This window comes from Micromonospora sp. PTRAS2 (assembly GCF_054052245.1).
Genome location: NZ_JBSWBU010000003.1, coordinates 532339 through 558222 on the forward strand (window position 1 = coordinate 532339; position 25884 = coordinate 558222).

At 72.7% G+C, this 25884-nt stretch carries 18 protein-coding genes; 5 read left to right on the top strand and 13 right to left on the bottom strand.

Annotated features, from left to right (window positions below):
* The first annotated feature begins 69 nt into the window (after positions 1 to 69).
* On the top strand, positions 70 to 723 hold the full coding sequence (locus tag ACVMYR_RS13255) for a LuxR C-terminal-related transcriptional regulator (RefSeq protein ID WP_077938209.1): 654 nt from the start codon (positions 70 to 72) through the stop codon (positions 721 to 723).
* Positions 724 to 759: 36 nt separating this feature from the next.
* On the opposite strand, the gene ACVMYR_RS13260 is transcribed toward ACVMYR_RS13255, so the two are convergent.
* Both ACVMYR_RS13260 and ACVMYR_RS13265 read right to left on the bottom strand, forming a co-directional pair.
* A complete protein-coding gene (locus ACVMYR_RS13260; RefSeq protein WP_077938207.1) occupies positions 760 to 1410 on the bottom strand; it encodes an HAD family hydrolase in 651 nt (216 codons plus the stop codon).
* Positions 1411 to 1537: 127 nt separating this feature from the next.
* Positions 1538 to 1792, bottom strand: a complete 255-nt coding sequence (locus ACVMYR_RS13265; RefSeq protein ID WP_043965311.1) for a glutaredoxin family protein — start codon at positions 1790 to 1792, stop codon at positions 1538 to 1540.
* A 574-nt stretch (positions 1793 to 2366) separates the two neighbouring features.
* Here ACVMYR_RS13265 and ACVMYR_RS13270 point away from each other — a divergent pair.
* The 3 genes from ACVMYR_RS13270 (at position 2367) to ACVMYR_RS13280 (ending at position 5759) form a co-directional block, all read left to right on the top strand.
* Positions 2367 to 3335 carry an ECF subfamily RNA polymerase sigma factor, BldN family gene (locus tag ACVMYR_RS13270; RefSeq protein WP_091276667.1) on the top strand — a complete coding sequence of 323 codons (969 nt, stop codon included), beginning with the start codon at positions 2367 to 2369 and terminating at the stop codon, positions 3333 to 3335.
* Positions 3336 to 3747: 412 nt separating this feature from the next.
* On the top strand, positions 3748 to 4656 hold the full coding sequence (locus tag ACVMYR_RS13275; RefSeq protein WP_077938198.1) for a DUF5667 domain-containing protein: 909 nt from the start codon (positions 3748 to 3750) through the stop codon (positions 4654 to 4656).
* Positions 4657 to 4901: 245 nt separating this feature from the next.
* The gene (locus ACVMYR_RS13280; protein WP_357748438.1) at positions 4902 to 5759 is read left to right on the top strand and encodes an HAD family hydrolase; all 858 of its coding nucleotides are present in this window, start codon (positions 4902 to 4904) and stop codon (positions 5757 to 5759) included.
* 46 nt (positions 5760 to 5805) lie between these two features.
* On the opposite strand, the gene ACVMYR_RS13285 is transcribed toward ACVMYR_RS13280, so the two are convergent.
* The 6 genes from ACVMYR_RS13285 to ACVMYR_RS13310 all read right to left on the bottom strand — a co-directional run bounded on the left by ACVMYR_RS13285 (position 5806) and on the right by ACVMYR_RS13310 (position 16471).
* Positions 5806 to 6702 (bottom strand): lysophospholipid acyltransferase family protein, encoded by an 897-nt coding sequence (locus tag ACVMYR_RS13285; RefSeq protein ID WP_457122051.1) that lies wholly within the window; start codon positions 6700 to 6702, stop codon positions 5806 to 5808.
* A gap of 215 nt (positions 6703 to 6917) precedes the next feature.
* The gene (locus ACVMYR_RS13290) at positions 6918 to 7991 is read right to left on the bottom strand and encodes an NAD-dependent epimerase/dehydratase family protein (RefSeq protein WP_077938204.1); all 1074 of its coding nucleotides are present in this window, start codon (positions 7989 to 7991) and stop codon (positions 6918 to 6920) included.
* Positions 7992 to 8115: 124 nt separating this feature from the next.
* Positions 8116 to 8217 carry a 30S ribosomal protein bS22 gene (locus ACVMYR_RS13295; protein WP_007465623.1) on the bottom strand — a complete coding sequence of 34 codons (102 nt, stop codon included), beginning with the start codon at positions 8215 to 8217 and terminating at the stop codon, positions 8116 to 8118.
* Positions 8218 to 8565: 348 nt separating this feature from the next.
* Positions 8566 to 8775: a helix-turn-helix domain-containing protein gene (locus ACVMYR_RS13300; protein WP_007073166.1), complete on the bottom strand. Its 210-nt coding sequence runs from the start codon at positions 8773 to 8775 to the stop codon at positions 8566 to 8568.
* A gap of 554 nt (positions 8776 to 9329) precedes the next feature.
* The gene (locus ACVMYR_RS13305; RefSeq protein WP_396791341.1) at positions 9330 to 9779 is read right to left on the bottom strand and encodes a hypothetical protein; all 450 of its coding nucleotides are present in this window, start codon (positions 9777 to 9779) and stop codon (positions 9330 to 9332) included.
* 35 nt (positions 9780 to 9814) lie between these two features.
* Positions 9815 to 16471, bottom strand: a complete 6657-nt coding sequence (locus ACVMYR_RS13310; RefSeq protein ID WP_457121907.1) for an RHS repeat-associated core domain-containing protein — start codon at positions 16469 to 16471, stop codon at positions 9815 to 9817.
* A 554-nt stretch (positions 16472 to 17025) separates the two neighbouring features.
* On the opposite strand from ACVMYR_RS13310, the gene ACVMYR_RS13315 reads away from it, so the two are divergent.
* Positions 17026 to 21687: a LamG-like jellyroll fold domain-containing protein gene (locus ACVMYR_RS13315; RefSeq protein WP_457121908.1), complete on the top strand. Its 4662-nt coding sequence runs from the start codon at positions 17026 to 17028 to the stop codon at positions 21685 to 21687.
* 60 nt (positions 21688 to 21747) lie between these two features.
* Here the strand turns inward: ACVMYR_RS13315 and ACVMYR_RS13320 are convergent, their stop codons facing one another.
* From ACVMYR_RS13320 to ACVMYR_RS13340, 5 genes are all read right to left on the bottom strand, one after another.
* Positions 21748 to 23061, bottom strand: a complete 1314-nt coding sequence (locus tag ACVMYR_RS13320) for a hypothetical protein (protein WP_457121909.1) — start codon at positions 23059 to 23061, stop codon at positions 21748 to 21750.
* Positions 23062 to 23138: 77 nt separating this feature from the next.
* On the bottom strand, positions 23139 to 23474 hold the full coding sequence (locus tag ACVMYR_RS13325) for a YrdB family protein (RefSeq protein ID WP_457121910.1): 336 nt from the start codon (positions 23472 to 23474) through the stop codon (positions 23139 to 23141).
* 3 nt (positions 23475 to 23477) lie between these two features.
* On the bottom strand, positions 23478 to 24050 hold the full coding sequence (locus ACVMYR_RS13330) for a TetR/AcrR family transcriptional regulator (RefSeq protein WP_457121911.1): 573 nt from the start codon (positions 24048 to 24050) through the stop codon (positions 23478 to 23480).
* Entirely contained in the window at positions 24043 to 24843 is an 801-nt protein-coding gene (locus tag ACVMYR_RS13335; protein ID WP_457121912.1) for an alpha/beta fold hydrolase, read from the bottom strand. The genes ACVMYR_RS13330 and ACVMYR_RS13335 overlap by 8 nt, the downstream gene beginning before the upstream one ends.
* Positions 24844 to 24930: 87 nt before the next feature.
* Complete coding sequence (locus ACVMYR_RS13340; protein WP_043965299.1) at positions 24931 to 25851, bottom strand: proline dehydrogenase family protein; 921 nt, start codon at positions 25849 to 25851, stop codon at positions 24931 to 24933.
* Positions 25852 to 25884: the final 33 nt, after the last annotated feature.

A 25884-nucleotide genomic window follows, 5' to 3' on the forward strand; every position in this document is an offset into this window, starting at 1 on the left:
ACCCCCGACAGCGCCGCAGGCGCTCCCGGCGACGCCGTCGAGGGCCACGGCGTGATAGACAGCAGCATCATGCGGGTGGTGATCGCCGACGACGCCGTGCTGCTCCGGGAGGGGCTGGTCCGGCTGCTGACCGAGCGCGGGCACGAGGTGGTGGCCGCCGTCGGTGACGGCGACGCCCTGGTCGGGGCGGTCGTCGCCCACCGGCCCGACGTGTCGATCGTCGACGTGCGGATGCCGCCGTCGCACACCGACGAGGGACTGCGCGCCGCGGTCGAGGCCCGCCGCCTCGTCCCCCGTACGCCGGTCCTGGTGCTGTCCCAGTACGTCGAGGTGTCGTACGCCGACGACCTGCTGGCCACCACCGGCGGGGGCGGCGGCGGGGTGGGCTACCTGCTCAAGGACCGGGTGGCCGACATCGACGACTTCCTGGACTCGCTGGCCCGGGTCGCCTCCGGCGGCACCGTGCTCGACCCGGAGGTGGTCGGCCAGCTGCTGGTCCGCCGGCGGCGCGACGACCCGCTGCGGGAGCTGACCCCGCGCGAGCGCGAGGTGCTGGCCCTGATGGCCGAGGGGCACTCCAACACCGCCATCGCCCGGGCCCTCGTGGTCACCGACGGCGCGGTGGAGAAGCACGTCCGCAACATCTTCACCAAGCTCGGCCTGCCCCCGGACACCGCCCAGCACCGGCGCGTCCTGGCCGTCCTCGCCTACCTGCGCGGCTGACCGCCGCACCGCCCTTGCGCCCAGCCGGCCTCGCGGTCAGTGCAGGGCGGCGGCCAGGGCAACGGCCTCGGTGAGCGTGTCGGCCACCGGGTGGCCGGAGGCCCGCAGCCGGGTCGCGTCGGTGAAGCCCCCCGTGTACAGCACCGCCCGGCCGCCCACCGACTCGGCGGCGTCGGCGTCATCGATCGAGTCCCCGATCAGCACCACCGCCCGGCCGTCCAATCCCAGCTCGGACAGGTGCTTGGCCAGCGACTCGGCCTTGCGGTCGCCGCCGACGGTGGCGCGCAGCCCGTCGACCCGGGCGAACCGCCCCGTCAGCCCGTAGGAGTGCACGGCGGGCACCAGCTCGTCGTGGAACCACATGGACAGCAGGGACTGGCTGCCCGGCCAGGTCGACATCGCCGCCGCCGCGTCGTCGGCGAGCGCGCAGGTGGTCAACCCGCTGCGGTACGCGTCGTGGAAGATCCGGTCCAGCTCGCCGAACGCCTCGTCGTCGACCGCCCGGCCGAGCACCCCGGCGTAGTAGTCGGCGATCGGGCGGCGGAACCGCACCCGGTGCTCGTCCGCGGTGACCGCCGGCCCGCCCACGCTGGCGAACGCCGCGTTGGTGGCCGCCACCACCAGGTCGAGGTCGTTGAGCAGGGTGCCGTTCCAGTCCCAGACGAGGTGGGGGCGCGCAGAGGTCATCCGAGCACGATAGGCGGCGGACGGCCACCGCGGGGACCGCCGGGTCGCGGTCGATGCGGCGGGCACGGTCGGAGCTGCGGGATCGCGGTCAGCGCGGCGGGGCGCGGTCGGAGCTGCGCCGCCGCGGTCAGAGCTGCGGGGTGGTCAGGTCCCGCAACAGCCGCTCCTCCTCCACCCGCCAGTACCCGTGCTCCTTGCCGTCGAGCAGCACCACCGGCAGGCGGTCGCCGTACTCGCGCTCCAGCTCGACGTCGGTGGTCACGTCCTTCTCGATCCACCGGTCGCCGGTGACCGCGACCACCCGGCCGAGCGCCGCCTTCGCGTCCTCGCAGAGGTGGCAGCCGGGGCGGGTGATCAGGGTGAGCCGGGCGTCACTGGACATCGGGAAACCTCCGTGCGGGTGTCAGCCGGGACCGCCCTGCGGCGGCCCGCGCCCGGACAGTCTCCCCCGACCCGTCGGTGCGACACACCCGGTACCGCCGACTCGGCCACGCACCGTACGCGGACGCGCCCCTGCGGACGCGCGGGAGCGCCGGCGCCACCCCGTGCGGGCAGGCGTCGCAGCCGTCGTCCCGGCCCCTCGCCGAGCGGGCCGATCGGGCGCTGAGCTGGGGTTATCCCTAACCAGCCCGGCGCGCGAAAGTCAACCTCCCCCGACGGACAACCGGTCCGGCACCGGTGCGACCGGGAAGCAAATACTTCTGCTCTGTGTAACGGACTTGCCACGCGCGGGTGACGTTGGCCCTATTATCACTCGGGTCGACTCACCCCATTTGCCGTGAGTCGACACCCCTCAGCCCGAGGAGGCCCCCCGTGCCTGTGAGCGCATTGGACCCGTACCTCAAGGGGATCTGCCGCCCGTCGGCACGTCCCGGACGAGCCCTGCCCGACGGCCCCGGCCGCGCCCGCGCCGGGGCGCCCCAGCGGTCCGCGGCGACCCCGATTGGGGAGGCACGGTGACCAGTTTCGGCTACGCGCAACGACCGGTCGGGCTGGCCGCGGCGGCCCGTGCCGTCCTCAACGAACGGCTGGGCGTCGGCCGGAGCCCCGCGGACGACGGGTCCAGCCTCGCCGTACGCGGCGACGGGGCATCCAGACGGTTACGCAACCGGTCCCATCACAACGAGGCGCTGCCCCGTCCGGCCACGCCGGGGGGCAACGGCGGACGGGTCGCGTCACCCGCCCGGCCGACCATGCCGGCGCAGGGCCGGCGCAGTGGCGACACGCCGCCGGTGACCGATCCGTCGGCCGGCGAGACGGCGGTGCTGCCGGCGGTGCCGGCCGGTCCGCCCCCGCCGCCCCCCGGGCCCCCGGGCGGCGGCACGCCGACGGGCTTCCCGAGCCGCCCCGACCCGTCCGACCCGGCCACCGAGGTCTGGAAGCTGGTCGAACGCGCCCAGGCCGGCGAGGCCGAGGCGTTCGGGCTGATCTACGACCGGTACGTCGACACCGTTTTCCGGTTCGTCTACTTCCGGGTGGGCAACCGGCAGCTCGCCGAGGACCTCACCTCCGACACCTTCCTGCGGGCCCTCAAGCGCATCGGCAGCTTCACCTGGCAGGGCCGGGACCTCGGCGCGTGGTTGGTCACCATCGCCCGGAACCTGGTCGCCGACCACTTCAAGTCCGGCCGGTACCGGCTGGAGGTCACCACCGGCGACGTGCTGGACGCCGACCGGGAGGACCGCGGCCCCGAGGGCAGCCCGGAGGCGGCGGTCGTCGAACACATCACCAACGTCGCCCTGCTCACCGCCGTCAAGCAGCTCAACCCGGAGCAGCAGGAGTGCATCGTGCTGCGGTTCCTCCAGGGCTTCTCGGTGGCGGAGACGGCGCGGGCGATGGGCAAGAACGAGGGCGCGATCAAGGCGTTGCAGTACCGCGCGGTCCGCGCGCTGGCCCGGCTGCTGCCGGACGGCTTCCAGCCCTGACCGCCGCCACCGGCTGCGTCCTTCCGCCTCGCCCCGCCCGTCCCACCCCGCCCGGCGGTTCGTCCTCCCCCGCGCGAGGCCGACCGCCCGGCCGGCGGCGTCCGCGAGGGGTCCGGCCCCGACGGCGGTTCACGCCCGTACGCCAGCCGGGGCGCGCGGCGCGGACGGGAGCGCCGACCGCGGCGGCGTGATGGCCATCACTCTTCGTGATTTCGCTCCCGTCGGCCCCGTAACCCGTGCCCGGGGCGGAGCGTTTCTCCCGGTGCGACCGGTGGTTCTCCGGCATTCCCGGGCCCGACGGTCCGGACAGCGCAGCCGCCACAAGCTTCGTCCTGGGTGCACGCTGCCGCCGGTCGCTGGTGCCGACAGCGGCCGACCGACCGGCCGCCACCAGCGAGAGGAGGTGCCTGCGGTGACCAGCAACCTCTTCTCCCGCCGGCGCGCCGAGCGCTTCGCGCAGCTTCTCGACGAAGCCAACGGCGGCCGACGTCACCACGTCCGGTCCCGGGCCGACGATCATCTCGCCGCGCTCGTCGCGGTCGGCCGGCAGCTCAACGCCGACCCTCCGCCCGTCGCGGTGGACCCCGACTTCCGCACCGGCCTGCGGGCGATGCTCGTCGCCGCCGCCGAGCGGGAGGGCGTCGGGGCCGGTGCCAGCGCCCCGGAGGCCGCGCCGGCCGCCCGACGGGGCGGACTCGGTCAGCGCGGCACCGTCGGCGCCGGCCCACGCGGCCCGTTCCTGCCGGCCGTGACCGCCCGCCGGGCCCGGGCCCGGGGTGCCATTCTCATCGGCGTGACCGCCGGCGCGATCGCCGTCTCCGGCATCTCCGCCGCCAGTGAGAACGCCGTGCCCGGCGACGCCCTCTACGGGATGAAGCGCTCGACCGAGCGCGCCCAGCTCGCCCTGGCCAGCTCGGATCTCAGCCGCGGCCAGCTCTTCCTCGACTTCGCCCGCACCCGGCTCGGCGAGGCCGCCGCGCTGCGCGGGGACCGGCTCGGGTTCGACGCCGTCCTCGACGACATGGACTCGGACACCCGTCAGGGCGTACGCCTGCTCACCACCACGGCTGCGCAGCGCTCCGACCCGGCGGGTCTGGACTCGGTGAACGCCTTCGTCACGGGGCAGCGCCGCGCGGTCGGTGACCTGCTCGACGGGGCCAGCCGCGCGGAGCGGGACCGGGTCCGCGAGTCGATCGCCCTGCTTGACGCGATCCGCAAGCGCTCCGACGGGCTGCGCGCCGCCATCGAGTGCGAGTTGCCCGCGCCCGCCGGCAGCGACGCGCTCGGCCCGACGCCGACGGCCTGCCCCGGCGACCGCTGAGCGCCCGATCTCCCGCTTCGCGGCTTTCCTGCTTCCTACTCCCGCTGCGTTCCCAGCGTCGCCTGCTGTTAGGAAGGGGCCCCTCTACACCGTTATGCGTTAACAAGGTGCCCTTCCTTACCGAGCAGCGCGCGCCACAGTTCTCGCCGTGGCAGGTGGGGCGACCAGGACGCCCGGCTACGCTCGCGGGGAGGCACTCGTCGGGGTCGTCGAGCGAGGGAGGTCGGGTGGCCCGCAACGGCAGGATGACGGTCAGCACCGACCGGCGCGGTCACACCGCCGGCTGGGCCGAGACCGACGCCGCGCCCGCCACCCCGGTTGCCCCCGATCCGACCGCCGCGGCCTTCTTCGACGTGGACAACACGATGATGCAGGGCGCCTCGATCTACTGGTTCGCCCGCGGGCTCGCCGCCCGCAACTACTTCACCACCGGGGACCTGGCCCGGTTCGCCTGGCAGCAGTTGCGCTTCCGGGTGCTCGCCACCGAGCACGCCGGGGACATGTCACAGGCGAAGGAGGCGGCGCTCGCGTTCATCGAGGGCTGGCGGGTCGACGACGTGGAGCGGCTGGCCGAGGAGATCTTCGACGAGCTGATGGCCCCCCGGATCTGGGCCGGCACCCGCCGGCTGGCGCAGCGCCACCTGGACGCCGGGGAGCGGGTCTGGCTGGTCAGCGCCGCGCCGGTCGAGATCGGCCGGGTGATCGCGTCCCGGCTGGGGCTGACCGGGGCGATCGGCACGGTCGCCGAGGTGGTCGACGGGGCGTACACGGGGCGGCTGGTGGGCGACCTGATGCACGGGCCGGCCAAGGCAGAGGCGGTTACCCAGCTCGCCGCCGTCGAGGGGCTGGACCTGGCGCGCTGCTCCGCCTACAGCGACTCCGCCAACGACCTGCCGATGCTGTCGGCCGTGGGCCGGGCGGTGGCCGTCAACCCGGACGGCGCCCTGCTGCGGCAGGCCCGGCGGCGGGGCTGGGAGGTACGCGACTTCCGCACCGGCCGGCGGGCCGTGAAGATCGCGGTGCCGTCGACGGCGGCGGCCGGGCTGCTCGCGGGCGCGGTCGGCGCCGGAATGGCGCTGCAGAAGCGCCGCCGCGTTCGCTGACGACCCGCCGCCCCGCGCCCGGTGGGGCGCGACGGATGCCGGCGGGTCAGGGGCCGAACGGGTCCGGACGGCGTTCCAGCAGGCTGTAGAGGGTCTGCTGGATGGTCTCCCGCACCTGGTCGGCGAGGTTGAACACGACCAGCGGGTCATCGGCCGAGTCGGTCAGGTGCGCGGTCGGGATCGGCGGGCAGAACTCGATGAGCCACTTGCTGGGCAGCGGCACCATCCCGAGCGGGCCCAACCACGGGAACGTCGGCGTGACCGGGAAGTATGGCAGCTTGAGTAGCCGGGCGAGGGGCTTGATGTCGGCGAGCATCGGATAGATCTCCTCGCCGCCGACGATCGCCACCGGCACGATCGGGGTGCCGGTGCGCAGCGCCGCCGAGACGAATCCGCCCCGGCCGAAGCGTTGCAGCTTGTAGCGGTCGGAGTAGAGCTTCCCGACGCCCTTGAACCCCTCGGGGAAGACGCCGACGACCTCGCCGGAGCGGAGCAGCCGCTCGGCGTCGGGGTTGCAGGCGACCGTGCCGCCGGTCTTGCGGGCGATCTCGGACACCACCGGCATCCGGAACACAAGGTCCGCGCCGAGCAGCCGCAGGTAGCGGTGGGCCGGGTGCTGGTCGTGCAGGGCGGCGGAGAGGATCAGCGCGTCCAGCGCCACCGTGCCGGAGTGGTTGCCGACCACCAGGCCGGCACCGTCGGCCGGCACGTGCTCCAGCCCGGTCACCTCCGTGCGGAACCAGTCCCGGTAGAGCAGCCGCAGCATCGGGTGGAAGACGGACTCGGTCAGCTCCGGGTCGAACCCGAACTCGTCCACCTGGTAGTCGCCGGAGAGCCGCCGACGCAGGAACGCCAGACCCGACGCGACCCGCCGGTCCCACACGTCGCCGGGCTGGTCCGGCACCGCCGCGTCCCGTGGAGCCCGCGCCGCCGACTCCGGCAGTTCCCGCTCCGCCACCTCGGGAAGCTCCCGCTCCGCCGGCTGCTCCCGCCGGGTCGGCTGCGGGTCCGCCGGGCCACTGGCGGGGTCAGCGGCGGGCCCCGGGGCAGGGTGATGGCCGTTGCGCCGCGCCGGCTCCGCGCCCGGACCGGCCACCACCAGCGGTACGTCGTACCGGCCGTTGGCCCCGGCGCGCCCGCGCTCCTCGTCCGGCGGGGTCACGACCGCTCCCGCGCAACCGCGCGCACCTGGCGGATGCCGTCGAGGACGGCCCGCTCGGCGGCGGCCAACTGTTCCCGGGTGACCACCACGCCGCCCTGGTGGGCGCGGATGAAGTCGTCGAACGCGGCGGCGGTCGAGCGGGGCGCGAAGCCGTACTCGCGTTCGAGGGCGGAGGTGTCCACGACCCGACCGTGCACGAAAAGGTCGACCTGGTCCAGGCCGTACCGGCCGAAGCCGAGGCTGCGGGCCAGCGCGACGGCCCCGGACAGGCCCGGCTCGAACACCGGCACCCCGACCCGCCCGGCCCGCCTGATCGCCTGGGACAGGGACAGCACACCCGGCCCGGCGACGTTGAACGTGCCCGGGTGCTCCTCGGCGACCGACCGGTGCAGCACCTCCAGTGCGTCGTCGAAGTGCACGAACTGCAACCGGGGGTCGCGCCCGAAGACGGTGGGGACGAACGGCTGGGAGAAATACCTGGTGAGCGTGGTGTCTGCGGTGGAGCCGATGAACGGGGCGAAGCGCAGCACCGTGGCGGTGACGTCGGGCCGGCGGCGGCGGAAGCCGCGAACGTACCCCTCGATGTCGAGGATGTCGCGGCCGAAACCGCCGCGCGGCACCTCGCGCGGCTCGGTCTCCTCGGTGAAGACGGCCGGGTCCCGGAACGACGCCCCGTACGCGGCGGTCGACGAGCGGACGACGAGCTTGCGCAGCCGGGGCGCCCGCTGGCAGGCGGCGAGCAGCTGCATGGTGCCGATGACGTTCTGTTCCTTCATCGCCGACCGGCCGCCCTGCTGCGAATCGGGGGCGGTGACGAGGGCGAGGTGCACCACGGCGTCGACGTCGAGGTCGGCGAGGAGGCCGCCGAGCGAGCCGAGGTCGAGCCGGATGCGCTCGACCCGGTCGAGCAGGCCGGCCACCTCGGGGTTGGGGGCGCTCGGGTCGACGCCGATCACCCGCTCGATGCGGGAGTCGGCGGCGAGCCGGGCGGCGACGTGCGCACCGAGGTATCGGTTGACCCCGGTGACGACGACCACCCCCGGGGCACCTGGGGTGCCACCGGGGGTCACGTCGTGCACCTACCCCGGCAGATGGGATCGAGCCGGGGCAACCGCGGCCTGATCACCTGAGCCTCCGAGGGTCGACTGTTGGCAAGCGACACGGGGTGCCGGGCCACGGTGGGCCCGGCCCCGGTCACTTGCCGAGACGGCGACGCTGGACGCGGGTCTTGCGCAGCAGCTTGCGGTGCTTCTTCTTAGCCATGCGCTTGCGGCGCTTCTTGACCACCGAGCCCATACGACGACAGCCTTTCGATGCAACGTGCGGGGCGGACCGGATGACACCACGCGGTGGCGTCGAGGGCCGCTTGCGGACAACGGGCCGGACCAGCTGGCGTGCGGCGGGCGCACCGGTGTGCGGTCACGGTCCGGTCCAGGGTAGCGGGAGAGGCTCAGCAGGACCAACGCGCCCCCGTCGATGCCCGTTACGTCGCACTCGGTGCCCTTTGCGGGGCGGCGCTCCGTGGCCCTTGCGGGTTGCCGCTCCGCGCTCTTTGCGGGGTGCCCGCCTCGTGGCCCTTGCGGGGTGCCCGCCTCGTGGCATCGGCGGGTGGCATCGGCGGGTGGCGGAACAGCGGCAGGCGGATCAGGCGGTTTCCTGGAACGCGCCCCGGAGATACTCGTGCACCGCGTGCTCGGGCACCCGGAACGACCGGCCGACCCGCACGGCGGTCAGCTCACCGCTGTGCACCAGCCGGTAGACCGTCATCTTCGACACCCGCATCACCGTCGCCACCTCGGCGACGGTGAGGAACCTGACCTCCGACAGCCTGCCGTCGGACTGCGAACCGGTCATGGCCCACCGCCCCATCCCATGCCCCGGCGCGTGCCGCCGGACGGGATCCTCCCGCCAGGACGGGCTACGCGCGTGTTACCAGTACGGTAGCGGGACGGCTGTGACCGGCGCGATCCCTTCGCGCATGTTGATCACGCCGGAGACGGGTTTCCCCCGACCGTGGCCTGCCGTTTCGCCCCGCCCCGGGGGGCCGGGGCCTGCCGGGCCGGGGCCTGCCAGGCCGGCGTCCGGTTGGGCCCGCGCCATGTCGGCGACATGGCGGTGTCCGGGGCCTCCCGACCCCGCCACGTCGCCGACATGGAGTCGATCAAGGCACCCGGTGGCTCCGGCGGCGCCACCGGAGCCACCGGGCGGGCGCCCCGGGCCGCTTCCGGACGCGGACCGGGGCTCCGCACTGGGAGCGCTTCAGTGTCGCAGGTGCCCCGTCGAGCCCGGACAGCGGTCGATCATGGACTGTGCGCCCACTCCTCAGACGCGAACAACGACGTCACCCCTGGAACGAGATCCTCACTCGCAGTTGACCCTGCCGCCTCGCCAACCTCGACGCCTGCCCCCTACTGACATGAATCGCCTCCTCGAAGTTCCACGAGCAGTTCGTCGGCGTGAACCGAGACCCGCAGAGTCGTCGACCCAAACAAGAATTCCGCGCCAACTATCTTGCCAAGCTCGACAAGAAGACCGAGATCCCCGACCCGCTGCCCGATTAGCTCCCTGTAACCACTCTCGCGCGACACATCAAAGGCCACCCATTTCCCGGACTTGGCCACGAAGTCTCTGTTCTCGGCACTCATCGGCTCCGCGAACGGATCACACCATTCCCCTACACCAAGCCGCAATGACTCACCATCAGCGCCAGACTCCAGACGAAAGACGGAACCGTTCTCCAACTTCAGCTCGATCGGCCCGTCACTGCCCTCACGCACCCCACCTGGCTGGACGTAGTTGATCCGCCTAACTCGGGCAATCGGACTCGTGAGAAGAGCCGCAAGATTCCCGTCCAACACCGACACCACCTTTTCCGAACCCGCCGGGACACCCGCTATCCCGAACACATACAAGGCCGGGGCGCCGCCTTGGCGAACCATCCACTCGTGCTGCCGCCCGGGTACATACTCACGAAGGTGCCATCCATTTTCGTAATAAGAAGGTCACTTCCTTGGCGGTACATAATGTTATCCGGACCGCCCTTCATGATCGGCCCAACCCGAACCTCGTGCGGTCCGGAATGTATCTCCTTCATCCGCCGCAAGAACTGCTCACGATGCGCCGCATTGGCCGGATCAAGTCCGTAGTCCTGCGCATGCTTTCCCCACTTCTTACCGAACTGGCCCGCATCGATCCGCAGGTCAGGGCCGCAGGTGTTGTGGACGAGGACAGCCGTATGCCCCGCGAGCACATAGTACGTGTGGACCCCGTCAATGGTGAGGTTGTAGGCAAGCGCTGCGGTCACCGGGTGCCGCCTCAACTCACCGACCAAGCGGGCCCTGCCGTCGAGGCCGAGCGTCAGGTCGCCCCGATCGATCTCGTCGGCGCGCTGCCACTCGCGGTCAGTGTGGTTCCAGAACGGATGGTCCTCCGTGGTGGCGACGAAGGCGTCCCCGATCTGTAGGTCGACGAGTTCGTCCTCGTGCACCCACACGTGGGTGACAGCGCGGGGCCCCTGTTCGCCGGTTTGCGGGTCGGCCGCCATCACCTCGTCGCCGACCTGCACGTCTTCGAGCTTCTTCCTGGTCCCGTCGGCCATCAGGACCTCGGTGGCGCCGCTGAAGCTGCACGCACCACCCGATCTGACGCCTCGACCGCCGGTGCCCTTGCCGACGCTCGTACCCGCGGGGGGTTTGGGGAGGCCACCCTCGTCCATGGGGAGGGTGTCCGCGCCCCACTGGTAGTGGATCTCCCAGAGTTCCTCGATCCACTCCTTGCACCCGCCCGGTCTGCCCATCTCACTGCAGATGTTCATGGCGAGCACGGCGGTGTCGTCGCGCATTCCGGCCTTGTCGGCGCCCTCGCCCCGCGTGGCGAACCAATTCGCGCGCTGTTCGCGCCAGCGGCGCATGAACTCCTCGAACGGCACGCTCTCCGGCACTTGGATGCCGTAGCCGAGGTCCCTCGGGTGGTTGTCCTTGTTGGGCTTGGAGCTTCCCTTGCCGTTCTCCTCGCCCCACGTGACGTTGTCCGTCGAACCGCAGCCGTGCGGGCAGCCCTTGCTCGGGTCGTACCCGTAGCAGTCGAAGTACCTGCAGTCGTCCGGGATCAGCCCGGACGGGTCGCTGGAGGTGACCGGGGTGTTGTTGGCGTACGAGTAGCCGTTCCACTGCTGCGGGTCGGCCGGGTCCTGGAGCGGGTCGAGCGAGACGAACCGGCCGATCGTCGGGTCGTAGTTGCGGGCGCCGACCTGGGTCAGGCCCGTGTTCGGGTTCAGCGGCTGGTTGAGGAACCCCCGGTTGTCGGGGGCCGTCACCGTCGCGCCGCGCGGCGCGCCGTACGGGGTGTACTGCCGCCAGGTCGGCACCTGCGCGGTGTTGTTGAGGTACAGGCTGGGCGTGCCCTGGTGGTCGGGCAGGACGAAGCCGTACGCGGTGCCGCTGCCCGTCCGGTAGGCCACCGCGCCGCTGGGCAGGGCGTGGTAGCGGATGCCGTTCAGCGCCTGGGTGGTGGTGTCCAGGGTGATCTGCTCGCCGGCCAGGTAGAGCGTGGTGGAGCCCGGGTCCCGCTGGATGAGCAGGTTGCCGTCGGCATCGTACAGGAACGAGCTGTCCCCGTCCGTGCCGCCGGTCACCGAGGCCAGCTCGCCCGCGTCGTCCCAGGTGAGGCTCTGGGTGCCCTGCCCGGCCTGGCGCGTGGTCATGTTCCCCGCGCTGTCGTACGCGTACGACGTGCTGCCGGTGAGCCCGCCGCTGGTGGTCGTGCCGGTCAGCGTGTGCGGCTGCCCGCCGCCGTTGCCGTCGTACGCGTAGGTGGTGACGGTGTCGGCGCCGCCGGTCGGCGAGTACCGGGTCTCCTTGGTGCGGTTGCCGAGCGGGTCGATCTCCCACTCGGTCCAGTAGGCGCTGGTCGCGCCGATGCCGCTGCCGACCGTCGCGCGGTTGCCGGTCGTCGGTGTCGCGGCGCAGTCGTCGGTCGCGGTCCACGCCTTCGTGAGCCGCCGCAGCGCGTCGTACCGGTAGCACTCGGTCTCGGCGGCGGTGCCCGGCAGGTGGCGGGTGTCGACGTTCTTGACGATGTTCCCGAACAGGTCGTACGCGTAGTCCTGCCTGCCGACGTCGGTGGTCGTGGTCGTGGTCCTGGTGACCTTCTGCTGGAGCAGCCGGCCGTTGTGGTCGTCGTAGGTGTTGACGAGCGACGCGGCGCTCGTCGGGGGACCCTGGACGCCCCGGGTCACGCGGCCCCACGCGTCGTATTCCGTGGAGCTGGCGTAGGTGGCCAGGCCACCTAGGGTGCTGGGCAGGTCGAGGACGCCGCTGTAGCCGTGGATGGCCGTCTCGGCGGGCAGGCCGCCCCGGGCCTGGTAGGTGTCGCCGAGCGGCTTGCCCGTCGAGCTGTGGTAGCTGTGGGTGTAGCCGTAGGTGTTGCCGAGCAGCCCCTCCACCGCCGGAATGACGATCTTCTCGCCGGTCGACGAGCCGAATGCGTTGAAGCCGGTCCACTGGGTCCGGTACTCGGCACCGTCGCGGAAGGCGATCTTCGTGGTCAGCTTGCCGACGGGGTTGGCCATCGTCGGCTCGGCGGCGTTGTCGTTGTCGTACACCCAGGCGGCGAGCCGGTTGCCGGTCGCCTGCGCGGAGAGGGCGGCGGCGTAGCTGCCGGTCCTGCGATTGATCTTGTCGTACGTGAAGGACGTCGTCCTGCCCCGGGAGTCGGTCGTCTCGACGGTGTTCCCGACGCCGTCGTAGCGCGTCGTGCTGGTGCCGGCGTCCGGGTCGTCCCGGCTCACGACCTGCCCGAGCAGGTTGTGCTGGCGGGTCCAGACGTTGCCGGCCGGGTCGGTCAGGGTGGACTGGTTGCCGCCCGCGTCGTAGCCGTAGCCGGTGGCGACGGTGGTGCCGCCGGTGAGCTGGTAGCTCCCGGTGAACGGGTCGGCCGGGCTGGTCAGGGTCGGTGCCGAGGTGTACTGGAGTTGCTGCTGTGTCCGGCCCATCGGGTCCGTCACCACCGTGGTGGTGGTGCCGCCCGTCGGCGGGACGACCGTCGTCCGGTCCCCGTTGTACACGGTCCGGGTCGCCGACCTGACCACGCCGTCGCGGGCCGCCTCGGCCAGGATCACCCGGCCGAGTCCGTCGTACGTGTTGAAGGTCTGGTTCAGCGCCTTCTTCAGCAGGTTGTCGGCGTACACCGGGGTGGTGTCCGGCGTGGTGGCGGCATCCCACCAGCCGTTGTACGTGGCCCGCACCCAGCCCCGGCTGTCGTAGAACGTGTCGGTGACCATGCGCCCGCCCTGCGGGGTGTCCGCCTGGACCTGCCGCACCCGGTGCAGGGCGTCGTAGATGGTGGTCGTCTTCTGGTAGCCACCGCTGTTGTTCAGCGTCTGGGTGGTGGTCGCCGACGGGCCGGTCTTCGACACCGTGTAGGTGTGCTTGAGGTGGGCCGAGCTGCTGGTGGCCCGGGAGGCGAGCCAGACGGACGTGCGGCGGCCCAGCGCGTCGTACTGCGTGCGGGTCACCACGTTGTTCGCGTCGGTGCTACTGGTGGTCAGGTTCCGCATCGGCGTGACGACGCTGGTGGTGGCGTGGCCCTCCGCGTTCGTCACGGTCAGGCCGGTGGTGAGTCCGACGGCGTTGTCCGTGTAGCCGACCGTGCTCTTGTGGCCGTTGCCGTCCCAGGTGCCGGTGGCCCGGCCGTACGCGTCGAACTCCGCGCGGTCGGTCGTCTGGTAGGTGTACGCGCCGGAGGCCCAGCCGGACGCCTTGCGGACCATGGTGACGGTGCCCCTGGTGGGCGCGGCGGCCTGCGGGAACGTCGTGGCGAAGGCCGGGTCGTCGTAGTACGTCCGGACATGCGAGACGACCTGCGCAGGCCGGTTGACCGTGGTCGGGGCGGTCAGCGTGTTCATGCTGCCCGGCGACGACGCCGACGGGCCCTGGGCGTAGCCGCCGCAGGCCACCGCCACCGTCTCGGTTTCGCTGGTCAGCCCAACGAGGTTGAGGCCGGTGTTCGGGGCCGCGTACGACGTGGTGGTGCACCGGTCGTAGGCGGCGCTCGCCGGGACCGTGTGGTCGTAGGTGTGCCTCAGCAACCCGAAGGTGGCCGAGCTGGTCGACGCGTCGTACGAGTTGTCGGTCGCGCTGTACCGCCAGGTCGTCGCGCCGCCGGTGGTGACCGCCTGCCGCCGCCAGACCCGCGCGGGCGCGGCGAACGTCGCGGTCAACGGGGACAGTCCGGTACGCGTGCGGGTCGCGGTCGCCTCGGACACCCAGTAGGAGGTGACCGTCGAGCTGTCGACGGGGCCGCCGTCGCCGACGTGGCTGGTGGTCTCCAACTCCCGGCCGGCGAGCTGGTCGACGTCCTCGTGGACGCCGCCGGCGGAGTCGGTGAGGTTGACGACCGTGGTGTTGTTGTTGCGGCTCATGCCGCGGTGGTAGGTCGTCTCGGACAACGTCCGGCGGTCGTTGACCCCGTCGCCGCCACGCACCCTGACCTTGCCGTAGCCGCGGAACTGGCCGTACGTGCGGTACTTGGCCTTGACCACCTCGTTGTCGTCGTAGTGCCACGCGGCGCCGCCGACGTACTCGTAGCTGGTGGACGTGGCAGGGGCCCCGCCGGTGGGGTCCGTGGCGGTGACCCGGGTGACGGCGTACCGGTGGAACCAGTCCCGGATCTGGTCGGTGTACCCGTCGGGGGTCCAGTGGATCGGGTAGCAGGACCTGGTGTTCGCGGCGGGGCTGGTGGTGACGGGGGCGGTGCAGGGCAGCGGCAGCTCGTAGCTGGGTGAGACGACCGAGCCGGTCTCGGTGGTGATCGCCGAGATCCGCTGCCGGTAGAAGCTCGGCAGGCCACCGGTGACGTCGACGCGGTTGGCCAGCTTGATGCCACTGAACGACACCGACGGCAGCGCGACGGGCGCGGTGGATCCGCCGGAGGTGGTGTCGTGCCCGGTGCGGGTGATGGAGGACAGCCAGAGCGTCGGGGACGTGCCGTCACCGGTCGCCGGCATGGTGTGCGCGAGCGCGTACGAGTCGACCTTCTGGTACGTCGAGGTGGCGGTGTCGTACTGCTGGGTCTCGATGGAGGTCAACCGGACGGTGGAGAAGAACGACGGGCTCCACGCCGGGCAGTCGGTGCCGGCGTTGCAGACCAGGTCGAAGGGTACGTCCGGCCAGTTCGCCTTGTTCGCCGAGTTCAGCGGCTGGCAGGTGCCGGCGAGACACCGGTTTCCGGTGGCGAAGACGACCCGGTTCGGCACCGTGCCGTACGCCGAGCCGTCGCGGAAGCCGTAGTCGATCCGGGCGAGGTGGCTGTCCCGGACGTAGCTGACGTCGGTGGCGCCCATGTTGCGGCCGTAGCGGTTGGTGGCCTGGTCGTAGTAGTAGGCCATCGCGTTGCCGTGGACGTCGGTGACGTGGTCGAGGTTCCAGCGGTACGCCATGGTGCAGACCGAGGAGGAGAAGCCGGCCGGGTCGTAGCAGGGGTCGCCCGAGTGCGGGGAGTAGACCGGGACGGTGTCGACCGACTTCGTCTCCGGCTTCCCGGAGCTCCAGCCGGGCAGGCGGTTGCGGCCGAACTCGTAGACGGTGCCGTCGCGCTCGGTGACCCGCCAGTAGTCGGCGTCGTGCGTGCCGCTGCCGTTGCCGGAGTTGGTCACCCGGGTGACCTTGGCCCCGGTGTCGTTCTGGAGCTTCCACACCTGCTTGGTGGCGTCCCAGATCAGGGCGCTCGACGAACCGTTCAGCGCGATCGTCAGGATGGGGCCGGCGTAGCAGCGGTCGTGGGTCTCGACCGGGGAGGGGCTGCCGCCCGGGTCGTCCTTGCAGGAGACGAAGGTCTGCTCGACGTACGACCGCGGCGTCGTCCAGCCGTCGCCGACCCACGACGCCTGGGCGTTGGTCGAGGAGGTCTGCCCGTCGACGGCGCCCGAGTCGTACGACAGGGCCACCTTCGGCACCAGCTTGGAGCGGGTCGGCGGCACCGTCACGGGGTAGGTGTAGCTGAACGAGCCGGTGCTGCCGCCCGCGCTCCAGGACTGGGACGGCGACAGGTCGGTCGCGGCGTAGGTGCCGCCCGCCCCGCCCTCGTCCCCGGCGGTCGCGACCGCCGCCAGCACGGTCGTCGGGCCGGCGGCTGCGGTGCCCACAAGCGGGATCTCGGCCGACACGGTCTCGGCGGTGACGTCGTTGGTGGAGGGCAGCGGCGTCACCGTGCGGCACCCGGCCGCCGCCGGTGTGGTCAGGGCGCATGCGGGCAGGCGCACCAGCCTCAGCCGCGAGCCGTAGTTCCCACCGTACGCCTCGGCGAAGCCGGCATAGTCCACGCCGACCCGCACCCTCCCGGGGGCGGCTGCGGGCGAGGGGGTGACCGTGAGCAGCATGCCGTCGACCCCGGCAGCCTCCGCCGTGGCCCGATCCGTGACGCGCACGTCGAGCCGGCGGGGGCCGGCGTGCCGGCCACCCTCGGCGACCGGCTGCGCCCACACGGGCGTCCCCGCCGCCCGCGCCTTCGCCGCCGTTCGTACCCCGGCTGCCGCCGGCACGCTCAGGTCCACCCGCGCTGACGCGGCCTTCGGCCACGCCGTCCGTGACGGGCGATGGGTGGACCTCGCGTCGTCAGGCGGTGACACGAAGCGCGTCGGCAACGGCTTGACGCCGGTGACCGAACGGCCGGGGGACACCGGGGGCAGCTTCGCCTGCCCGCCGTCGTCGAGGGGCCTCGCCGACGCCGGAGCACCGGACAGCACTCCCGCCGCCAACGATGCCGCCACGGCCACCGCGACCAGCCGCCCCGGACCAGCCAACAGGCGTATGCCCCCGTGCCCGACCATGCGTACCCCACTCCGCGAGAGACAAGTAAAGCCACGCAGAGTGTCCGAACGAGCACTCTCGTGGCGCGAACAATGTTCCATGTTCGCCGGAGCGGAAGGTCACGGCGCGGTAACGATAGGCCGAGATCACTTCGTCCAAATCGGTCGCAGAGAGTCGCAAAAGGACGACCGATGGTGAGATTCGACGTTCCCCGTGAGCAGGTGGGGCTGGTTCACTGTGGCCGCCCACCGGACGCCGCCCGGCGTCCACCGGCAATGGCCACGGGAGGAACCGCTTCATGCTCGCAGCTCACCCACCACGATGGGCCCTTCGAGGGAGGCTCGTCGCTGCCGGCGTCAGCTTCGGCCTCCTGGCCGCCAGCGTCGCCTCGCTGCCCGTCCAGCCGGCCGAGGCGGCACCCTCGACACCCACCGCGAAGCCGGCGCCCGGCCCGCTCGGCGTGGACCGGGCGGTGGCCGAGGCCCGGCGGACGGGTCGGCCCGTCGAGGCGACCGCCGCAGGCACCTCCACCTCCACGGTGACCGCCCGACCCGACGGCACGGTCGAGCTGACCCAGACCGCGGTGCCGACCCGAACCCGGGTCGACGGACAGTGGAAGACGCTCGACGCGACCCTGGTCCGCCATTCCGACGGCAGCATCACCCCGGCGGTGACGACGAACCAGGTCCGGCTCTCCCCCGGCGGCACCGGCCCGCTCGCTGAGTTGACCAGCGGCGACCGGGCACTCTCGCTCACCGCGCCGCTGGCCCTGCCCGCGCCCACGTTGTCCGGGCCCACGGCCACCTACACCGAGGTGCTGCCCGGCGTCGACCTGACCGTACGGGTCACCCCCGAGGGCGGCTTCTCCCACGTCTTCGTCGTCAAGAACCGTCGGGCCGCCGCCAACCCGAGGCTGTCCACCCTCGACCTGAGCACCACGGCCCGGGGTGTCACCCTCACCGCCGACAAGACCGGCAACATCACGGGCCGCGACCGCGCCGGCCACGCCGTCCTCACCGCCCCCGCGCCGACCATGTGGGACTCCACCGCCGGCGCCAACGAGCGAGGGACCGTCGCGTCGAGCGCCTCCGCACCGGGCAGGACCGCGCGGAGCGCTCCCATCGCCGTGCAGGTCACGCCCAGGAAGCTGCGCCTGACTCCCGACAGAGGGCTGCTCACGGCTTCTGCCACGGTCTACCCCGTCTACATCGATCCCACGTTCAACTGGACACCCGTCGGGCCGAAGATGTCCGGCTGGGCCACCATCTCCTACCAGCACCAGTCCACCAACTTCTGGAAGAACACCCCCGACCTCATCGGCCGCATGCAGGTCGGCAACTCCGGCAGCCAACGCTCCCAGACCCTGATCAACTTCCCGGTCCCCTACAGCACCCTCGCCGGGGCCGAGATCTACGACGCCATCTTCAAGATCACCAACACCCGGTCCTGGAACTGCACCGACAAGACCGTCAACATCTACGCCCCCGCGACCACCCTCACCTCCGGCAACGCCACCTGGAACCACTGGGAAGGCGTGTCCAACGGCCCCCTCGCCGCGTCGAAGAGCTTCGCCTACGGCTACAGCGGCTGCGACGCCGCCGCCGTCTCCTTCGACGTCACCAACCAGATCGAGGCCGACGTCACCGCCCAGAGGGCCACCCGCACCCTGCGGATGATCGCCGCCAACGAGGCCAGCGACACCCAGAGCTGGAAGGAGTTCCTCGAAACCAGCCCCACCCTCACCATCCGCTACAACCACAAGCCCAACACCCCGACGGGGATGACCACCTCGCCGCCGACGACCTGCGCCGGCACCAGCACGGTCGGCGATGCCTCCGTGTCGCTGTACGCGCCGGTCTCCGACCGCAACGGCGGCACCCTCGGCGTGACCTTCAAGCTGTGGAAGACCGCCGACGCCACCCAGACCGCGCTGGCCTCCTCCAACCCGAACCTGCTCACCTACTCCTCCGGCAGCACCGCGGTGCTCGTCGTACCCGTCTCGACCCTGCGGACCGCAGCCAACGGAGCGAGCACCGGCTTCTCCTGGAAGGTGCAGGCGACGGACTTCGGCATGGCCGGCGACTGGTCGGGGGTCTGCTCGTTCACCTTCGACCCGACCCGGCCGGGAGCGCCCGCGATCCCCGAGATCGCCGACGGGACGACCACCATCGGCGAGTCCTTCACCGTGGACATCGCCAAGGCCGACGGCACCGACCCGAGCGGGTACGTCTACCAGCTCAACGCCGGCCCGCCCTCGGACGTGTCCGCCACCAACGGCGCGGCGACCATCGCCGTCACCCCGACCCGGTTCACCAACACCCTGACCGTCACCAGCGTCTCCGCGGGCGGCAACATCGGTGACAGCAGGAGCGTCACGTTCAACTCCAACCCGGCCACCGTGGCGGCCGACGGCGACCTCAACGGCGACTCCGCCCCGGACCTGGTCACCGTCGGGGCCACCCACGGGCTTCCCCCCGGGCTCTGGCTCGCGCCGGGCGGCAGCGAGCAGCTCGCCGTGGCCGGAACGAACATCGGGGCCCGCGGCAACGGGGTCACGGGCAACAACTCCCCCACGGACTTCGACGGCGCGCAGGTCGTCACCGGTCACTTCACGGGCACCGGCCTGCAGGACGCGCTCGTCTACTACCCCGCGACGGGCAACGGCGGGGTGCTCCGCAACAACGGCGACGGCTCCGTCATCCAGGCGCAGCTCAGTGGCAACCAGTTCAGCATCGCGGGAGACCTGCTCGCCGACGCCGACGGCACGCTGCCGCTCCAACTCGCCAACGCCGGGGACATCCGGGGGGCCGGCACCGGCTACCCGGAGCTGATCGGAATCAGCGGGAACAGCACCGTCGGACACCACCTGACCTACTACTCGAACTTCTACGCCACCGCGCTCTACGCCGACCCGCTCACCATCAGCCAGCCGACGCCGACCGGCGGGGCCGACTGGGACAAGTGGACCATCACCACGGCGCAGCTGTCCGGCAGCACCGTCATGTTCCTGTGGAACCGTACGACCGGCGCCCTGTACCTGTGGACGGATCTGTCCTTCGACGGCGTCAACCAGCTCAGCCACACCTCGTACACGTTGCACGAGAACTGGAACACGGGCGCGGACCTGGGGCTACGGGCCGCCGACATCGACAGCGACGGCACGGCGGACCTGTGGACCGTGGGGGCAGGCGGCGTGACCACGGCCTGGCTGGTCGGCAACCTGGCCGGCGGGCTCGGCACGGTCACCGCCCAGCCGGCGAAGACGCTGGTCACCTCCAACCACAGCTGGCAGCTCAACGACGGCACGGACGGTCCGGTCACCACCGCGAGGGACAGCGCCGGCACGTTGCACGCCACGGCCACGACCGGCGTGTCGTGGAGCAGCGGCGACGCGTTCGACCCGGACGTCGTCCTCAACCCCCCGCCCGCCACCACCACCGGCACGCTCACCGCGTCGTCGGCGGTGAACACCAATGCCGACTTCACGGTCTCCGCCTGGGTCAAACCGGCCGCCCTCGGTGGGACGGTGCTGTCCCAGAGCGGGACCAACACGGCCCGCTTCCGGCTCTGGACCAACGCGGGCGACGCGTCGTGGCGCTTCACGATGGCCCGCACCGACGTCGCGAGCCCGGTCCTCGACACGGCGACCAGCGCCCCGGGCACCGCCCGCGTCGGCGTCTGGACACACGTCATGGCGAGCTGGAACAAGACCACCGGCGCGATGACCCTGTACGTCAGCGGGGTGAACGCCGGACGGGCCACGCACACCACCGGCTGGACCGCCGCCGGGCTGTTCCGGATGGGCAGCCACCGCACCAGCGCCACCACGCACGGTGGCTGGTTCAGTGGCGAGCTGGCCCACGTCCAGACGTGGGACCGGATCTGGACCGTGGAGGTCGACACCCGCAGCAGCGGTGAGGTCGCGTCGGTCGCGTCGGCGACCGGAGCGGTGCTGGCCTACCGGCGCGGGGCCGACGGCTGGATCTGGGGCAGCGGGCAGGGCAGCGTCGGTGGCGCGTTCGGGCCCTGGGTGCGCATCGGCGACCGCAGCGGCTTCGTCGGCTCGCCGACGGCGCTGAAGGCGGCCAACGGCACCGTCGTGCTCTACGCGCGCGGCGTCGACAACCAGATGTACGGGGTGGGCCAGCCGTCCGTGGGCGCGGCCTTCACCACCTGGCGGGCCATCGGCACCGGCCAGCCGCCAGCCGGCTTCGCGAGCGACCCCAGCGCCGTGCTCACCACGAGCAACACCATCGCCCTGTACGCCCGGGCCGCCGACGGCTGGATCTGGGGCACCGCCCAGCCGGCCGCGGGAAGCACGTTCGGACCCTGGGTACGCATCGGCGTGGGCGGCGCGGGCGTCACCGGCCGGCCGACGGTCACGAAGGCCGCCAACGGCGCGATCGTCATCTACGCGCGGGCCGGCGACAAGAAGATGCACGGGGTGTCCCAGCCGTCCCCCGGTGCCGCGTTCGGCACCTGGGTGACGGTCGGCACGGGCGGGCCGACCGGCGGGTTCACCGGCGATCCGACCACGCTGCTCGGCGCGAACGGCACGCTCGTGCTCTACGCCGTCGGCGCGGACGGCAAGCTCTACGGCGCGGGCCAGCCCTCGGCCGGGGCCGCGTTCGGCGCGTGGGGGGTCATGGGCACCGGTCAGCCGACGTTCGTCGGCGACCCGGCGGCGTTGCGCACCAGCAACGACAGGTTCGTCCTGTACGGACGCGGCACCGACGGCAAGTTCTGGGGCACGCAGCAGTCGGCTGTCGGCGGCAGTTTCGGTGCCTGGAGCATCATGAGTTCCGGCCAGCCGACGGACGGCTTCGACAGCGACCCGACCGCCGTGCTCAACGGCAACAACGCGATCACCCTGCTGGGACGCAGCACCGACGGCCGGATCTACAAGACCGACCAGCCGTCCCCCGGGGCCGCGTTCGTCGCCTGGGCGGAGATTCCCTGACCGACGGTGGTGTCGCGTCCGCCCACGTCGTGGGTGGACGCGACACCACCGCGGGGCCGGTCAGCCGACCGCCGCCCGGGCGTACGCGACGCACTCGTCGTGCAGGCCCGCCCACGGCTCGCCGAACGCCTCCCCGGACGCCTCCTCCGCGGTCCGCCGGTCGTGCACGACCGCCTTGAAGAAGGCGAGCACCCGCTGCTCGCCGAACCGGTCGACGAGGTGCCGTACGGCCAGGTAGCCGACGCCGTAGCTGCCGCCGACGCGCCGGGCGGACGCGTCCTCGGCCGGGGTGAGGTCGTCGAGCCGGCCGGTCCAGCCGCCGCCCGGCGCCAGCAGCTCGCGCACCTCGGCGAGCCCCTCGTAGCGGCCGACCGGTGTTCCGCCGACGCCCGCGTACTCGGCGAGCCCCTCCACCAGCCACCACGTCTCCCGCCCCGGGTACCCGCGCTCGGGCAGGGAGGCGGCGTGCGTCAGCTCGTGCCGGAGCAGGTCGTCGGCGCCGGTGGCGGAGAGCCCGTCGGCGTTGAGGACCACCTCGTGGTGGCCGCCGCCGACGGTGACGGCGTACCCGCCGGTCCACGCCGGGCGGCCGCCGCCGTACCAGCTCAGCCACTCCGCCTTGCCGGCGTAGAAGACGCGGTACCGGTCGGGCGGCGGGCCGGCGACCGCGTACGCGTCGGCGGTCCGCGCCGCGGCCTCGGCCTGGCGGAGCAGGCCGGGGAGCTTCCCGCGCAGCGCCGGGGTGGTGGCCACGACCGTACGCGGGCCCACCGCCACGACCAGGTCGCTCACCTCCCACGGCCGGGTGCCGGTCTCGGCGGACCGGGACTCCTCCATGGCGACCAGCCGGACCTGCCCGCCGGAGTCCCGCCACCGGGTGCCGACGAGCACGGGGCTCGGCCGGCAGCCGGGCACCACGAAGCAGTACTGGAAGCGGACCACGATCCGCCACTCGTCGGGCCGCCCGGCCACGGTGGTGGGTAGGCCGGTCTGCTCGGGTCGCCACACGGTGACCCGCAGGGCGCGCAGGGCGGCGTACCGGCGGGCCAGGGCGGGGTGGGCGGCGGGCTCGGCGATGGCGAGGAAGCCGGCCCGGTCGCCGCCGAGCAGGGCGGCGGCCTGGCGGTCGAGCTGGCCGGAGATCCGCTCGCCGAGCTGCCGGGCGGCCTCGACAGCGGGGTCGGCGGGCACGGTGGGCCCGAGGCGGCCGATCGTCGGCCGGTCCGCCGCCTCGTGCAGCACGCCGGCCAGCAGCACGGTCGGCAGGCCGCAGGTGAGCAGCACCAGCACCACGCCGAGCGCGGCCCACAGCGGCCAGGGCCGACGCCGTCGTGGTTGGTCCCACCGGTGCATGCCGTCCAAGCCGTCGGTCACCCGGCGAAGGGTACGACCTCCGGGGCGGATCGGGCGAACGCGCCACGGGCCGCCCGGGGCCGCCGACCGTCGAGCAGTCAGTCCGATGGTGCGGTGAGCGCCAGCAGGACCCGGTCGAGCAACCAGAGGCCGACCAGCACCGCGGCGGGCACCGGACTGCCGGCGAGAAGCAGCAGGAGCCCGCCGGTGACGAACCAGGCGGCCTGGAAGGCGAGCTTCGCCGGGCCGGGCAGCGGCACGGCGGCCTTCTGCGCGCCGAAGACCCCCCAGGCGGCGGCGAGGAGCACCGGCGCGCCGATCCCGGCGGCGATCCGGACCGCCCAGCCCGCGTCCAGGGTGAAGCCCCACCAGCCGCCGGCGACGAGCACGGCGAGTTCGAGCAGAAAGATCAGGGCCAGGGCGAGCAGGTACACCGGTCAGTCCTTCCTGGGCCAGGAGCGGAACGCCACGTCCAGCCCGGCGACGAGCTGGTCGTACGAGCGGTCGAGGTCACGCGGCAGCCCGAAGCCGCCGGCGGCCTCCAGGGCGAGGAAGCCGTGCAGGGCGCTGCGGAGCACCCGGGTGGCGTCGACGGCGTCGTCGCCGTCGAGGCCGTACCCCCGCAGGATGGCGTAGATCGCGCCGACGGCCCGCCCGGCGGCGGCGCCGTGGTCGGGGTCACCGGCGTCGGGCGCGCGTTGCGCGGCGACGTAGCGCCCGGGGTGCCGGCGGGCGTAGTCGCGGTAGGCGGCGGCGACGGCGCGCAGGGCGTCTTCGCCCGCGCGGCCGGCGGCGGCCGAGGTGAGCGCGTCGGCCAGCTCGGCGGTGGCCAGCGCGGCGAGCTTGCGGGTCAGCGCGTCGGCGCCCTTGACGTGCTTGTAGAGGCTGGGCAGGGCGACGCCGAGCCGACCGGCGAGGGCGGCGAGGGTGAGCTGGTCGAGGCCGACCTCGTCGGCGAGCCGGGCGGCTTCGCGCACGACGATCTGCTGGTTGAGCCCGGCCCTAGGCACGGGCGGTGGCCTTGAGGAAGGCGACGAGCTGCGCGGCGGTCTCGGCCGGCCGGTCGGCGTGCGGGTAGTGACCGGAGTCGTCGATCATGCGGGCCTCGGCGGTGGTGAACAGCCGGCGGGCGGCGCGGGCCTCGGCGCCGGGGTCGGGAAAGTCGGGGTCCTTCGTGCCCATCAGCACGAGGACCGGCTGGCGCACCTCGGGGGCCCGGGTGGTCCAGTGCGGCTCGGCCGGGGCCGCGACCCCGCGCATCGCCGCCATCCGGCCGGGTTCGCGCAGGTTGGCCACCATCGCCTTGCGGTACGCGGCGTAGTCCGCCGGCCGGCCGCTGGGGAAGAGGCTGCGGTGGAACATGCCGAACAGCCGGGGGCTGCGCAGCACCGCCGCCACGGCCAGCCGCAGGACCGGGTTCAGCTTCCGCTCGGTGACGAAGGCGCCGACCTGGACGATCGCGCCGACCAGGTCGGGGGCGTCGGCGGCGGCGAAGACCACGGCAGCGCCGCTGGAGGAGTTGCCGACCAGCGTGGCGGGGCCGCCGCCGAGGGCGCGGACGACGGCCAGCAGGTCGCCGCCGACCTCGGCCGGGGCGTACGTCGGCCAGCCGGCGCTGGACTGGCCGTGCCCGCGTACGTCCACCGACGCCACCCGGTAGCCGGCGTCGACCAGCAGCGGGACCAGGTGGCGGTAGGCCGCCCGGTTCTCCCCCATGCCGTGCGCGAGGACCACCAGCGGGCCCGCCCCGTGCACCTCGTAGGCGATCCGCCCACCGTCCCGCTCCACGTAGCTAACAGTCATAGCCTAAAAGCTAATCCGATTAGCCAATCGCGTCAAGCGCTTAGCGCCCAGTCCACTCGGACGGGTGATTTCATTCCCCCGCTGGGGTCACTTCTTCGACATCAGGGCCCGGCCGAAGAAGGCCAGGTTCGCGGGACGCTCGGCGAGGCGGCGCATGAGGTAGCCGTACCAGTCGGTGCCGTACGGCAGGTAGGTGCGCACGGTGTAGCCGTCGCCGACGAGCCGGGCCTGCTCCTCCGGCCGGATGCCGTAGAGCATCTGGAACTCGAACCGCTCCGGCCCCCGGTCGAACCAGCGCGCCCGGTCCTCGCCGATGGCGATCAGGCGCGGGTCGTGGGTGGCCAGCATCGGGAACCCGTCGCCGGACATCAGGATGTTGAGGCACCGCACGTACGACTTGTCCACCTCGCGGGCCGCCTGGTAAGCCACCGACTCCGGCTCCCGGTACGCGCCCTTGCACAGCCGCACCCGGGACCCGGCGTACGCCAGCTCGCGGCAGTCCGACTCGGTCCGCCGCAGGTACGCCTGGAGGACCGCCCCCGTCGCCGGGAAGTCCTTGCGGAGCCGGGCCAGCGTGTCCAGCGTCGAGTCGGTGGTGGTGTGGTCCTCCATGTCCAGGGTGACCGTGGTGCCCGCCTCGTCCGCCGCGGCGCAGATCGCCCGCGCGTTGTCGTACGCGAGCCGCTCGTCGAAGCGCTGGCCGAGCGCGGAGAGCTTCACGCTGACCTCGGCGGCCGGGGTGAGCCCGGCGGCGGAGAGCAGACCCAGCAGCTTCAGGTACTCGTCTCGGGTGGCGGTGGCCTGCTCTGCGGTGACGGTGTCCTCGCCGAGGTTGTCGAGGGTGACCGCGAGGCCCTCGGCGACGAGTTCGCGGGTCGCGCGCAACGCGTCGTCGGTGCCGGCGCCGGCGACGAACCGGCGGACGACGTCCCGGGTGAACGGGGCCGTCGCAACGAGCCGCTCGACCTGGGATGACCGGGAGGCGGCAAGGATGACGGAACGGAGCATGAGCTGAGCGTAACGCCAGCGGGCACCACCCCG

Excerpts from the sequence above, each read along its gene's own strand:
- ACVMYR_RS13265 (WP_043965311.1), bottom strand. The coding sequence starts at position 1,792 with ATGTCCAGTGACGCCCGGCTCACCCTGATCACCCGCCCCGGCTGCCAC.
- ACVMYR_RS13295 (WP_007465623.1), bottom strand. The coding sequence starts at position 8,217 with ATGGGCTCGGTGGTCAAGAAGCGCCGCAAGCGCATGGCTAAGAAGAAG.
- ACVMYR_RS13315 (WP_457121908.1), top strand. The coding sequence starts at position 17,026 with ATGCTCGCAGCTCACCCACCACGATGGGCCCTTCGAGGGAGGCTCGTC.
- ACVMYR_RS13255 (WP_077938209.1), top strand. The coding sequence starts at position 70 with ATGCGGGTGGTGATCGCCGACGACGCCGTGCTGCTCCGGGAGGGGCTG.
- ACVMYR_RS13280 (WP_357748438.1), top strand. The coding sequence starts at position 4,902 with ATGACGGTCAGCACCGACCGGCGCGGTCACACCGCCGGCTGGGCCGAG.
- ACVMYR_RS13340 (WP_043965299.1), bottom strand. The coding sequence starts at position 25,851 with ATGCTCCGTTCCGTCATCCTTGCCGCCTCCCGGTCATCCCAGGTCGAG.
- ACVMYR_RS13300 (WP_007073166.1), bottom strand. The coding sequence starts at position 8,775 with ATGACCGGTTCGCAGTCCGACGGCAGGCTGTCGGAGGTCAGGTTCCTC.
- ACVMYR_RS13260 (WP_077938207.1), bottom strand. The coding sequence starts at position 1,410 with ATGACCTCTGCGCGCCCCCACCTCGTCTGGGACTGGAACGGCACCCTG.
- ACVMYR_RS13335 (WP_457121912.1), bottom strand. The coding sequence starts at position 24,843 with ATGACTGTTAGCTACGTGGAGCGGGACGGTGGGCGGATCGCCTACGAG.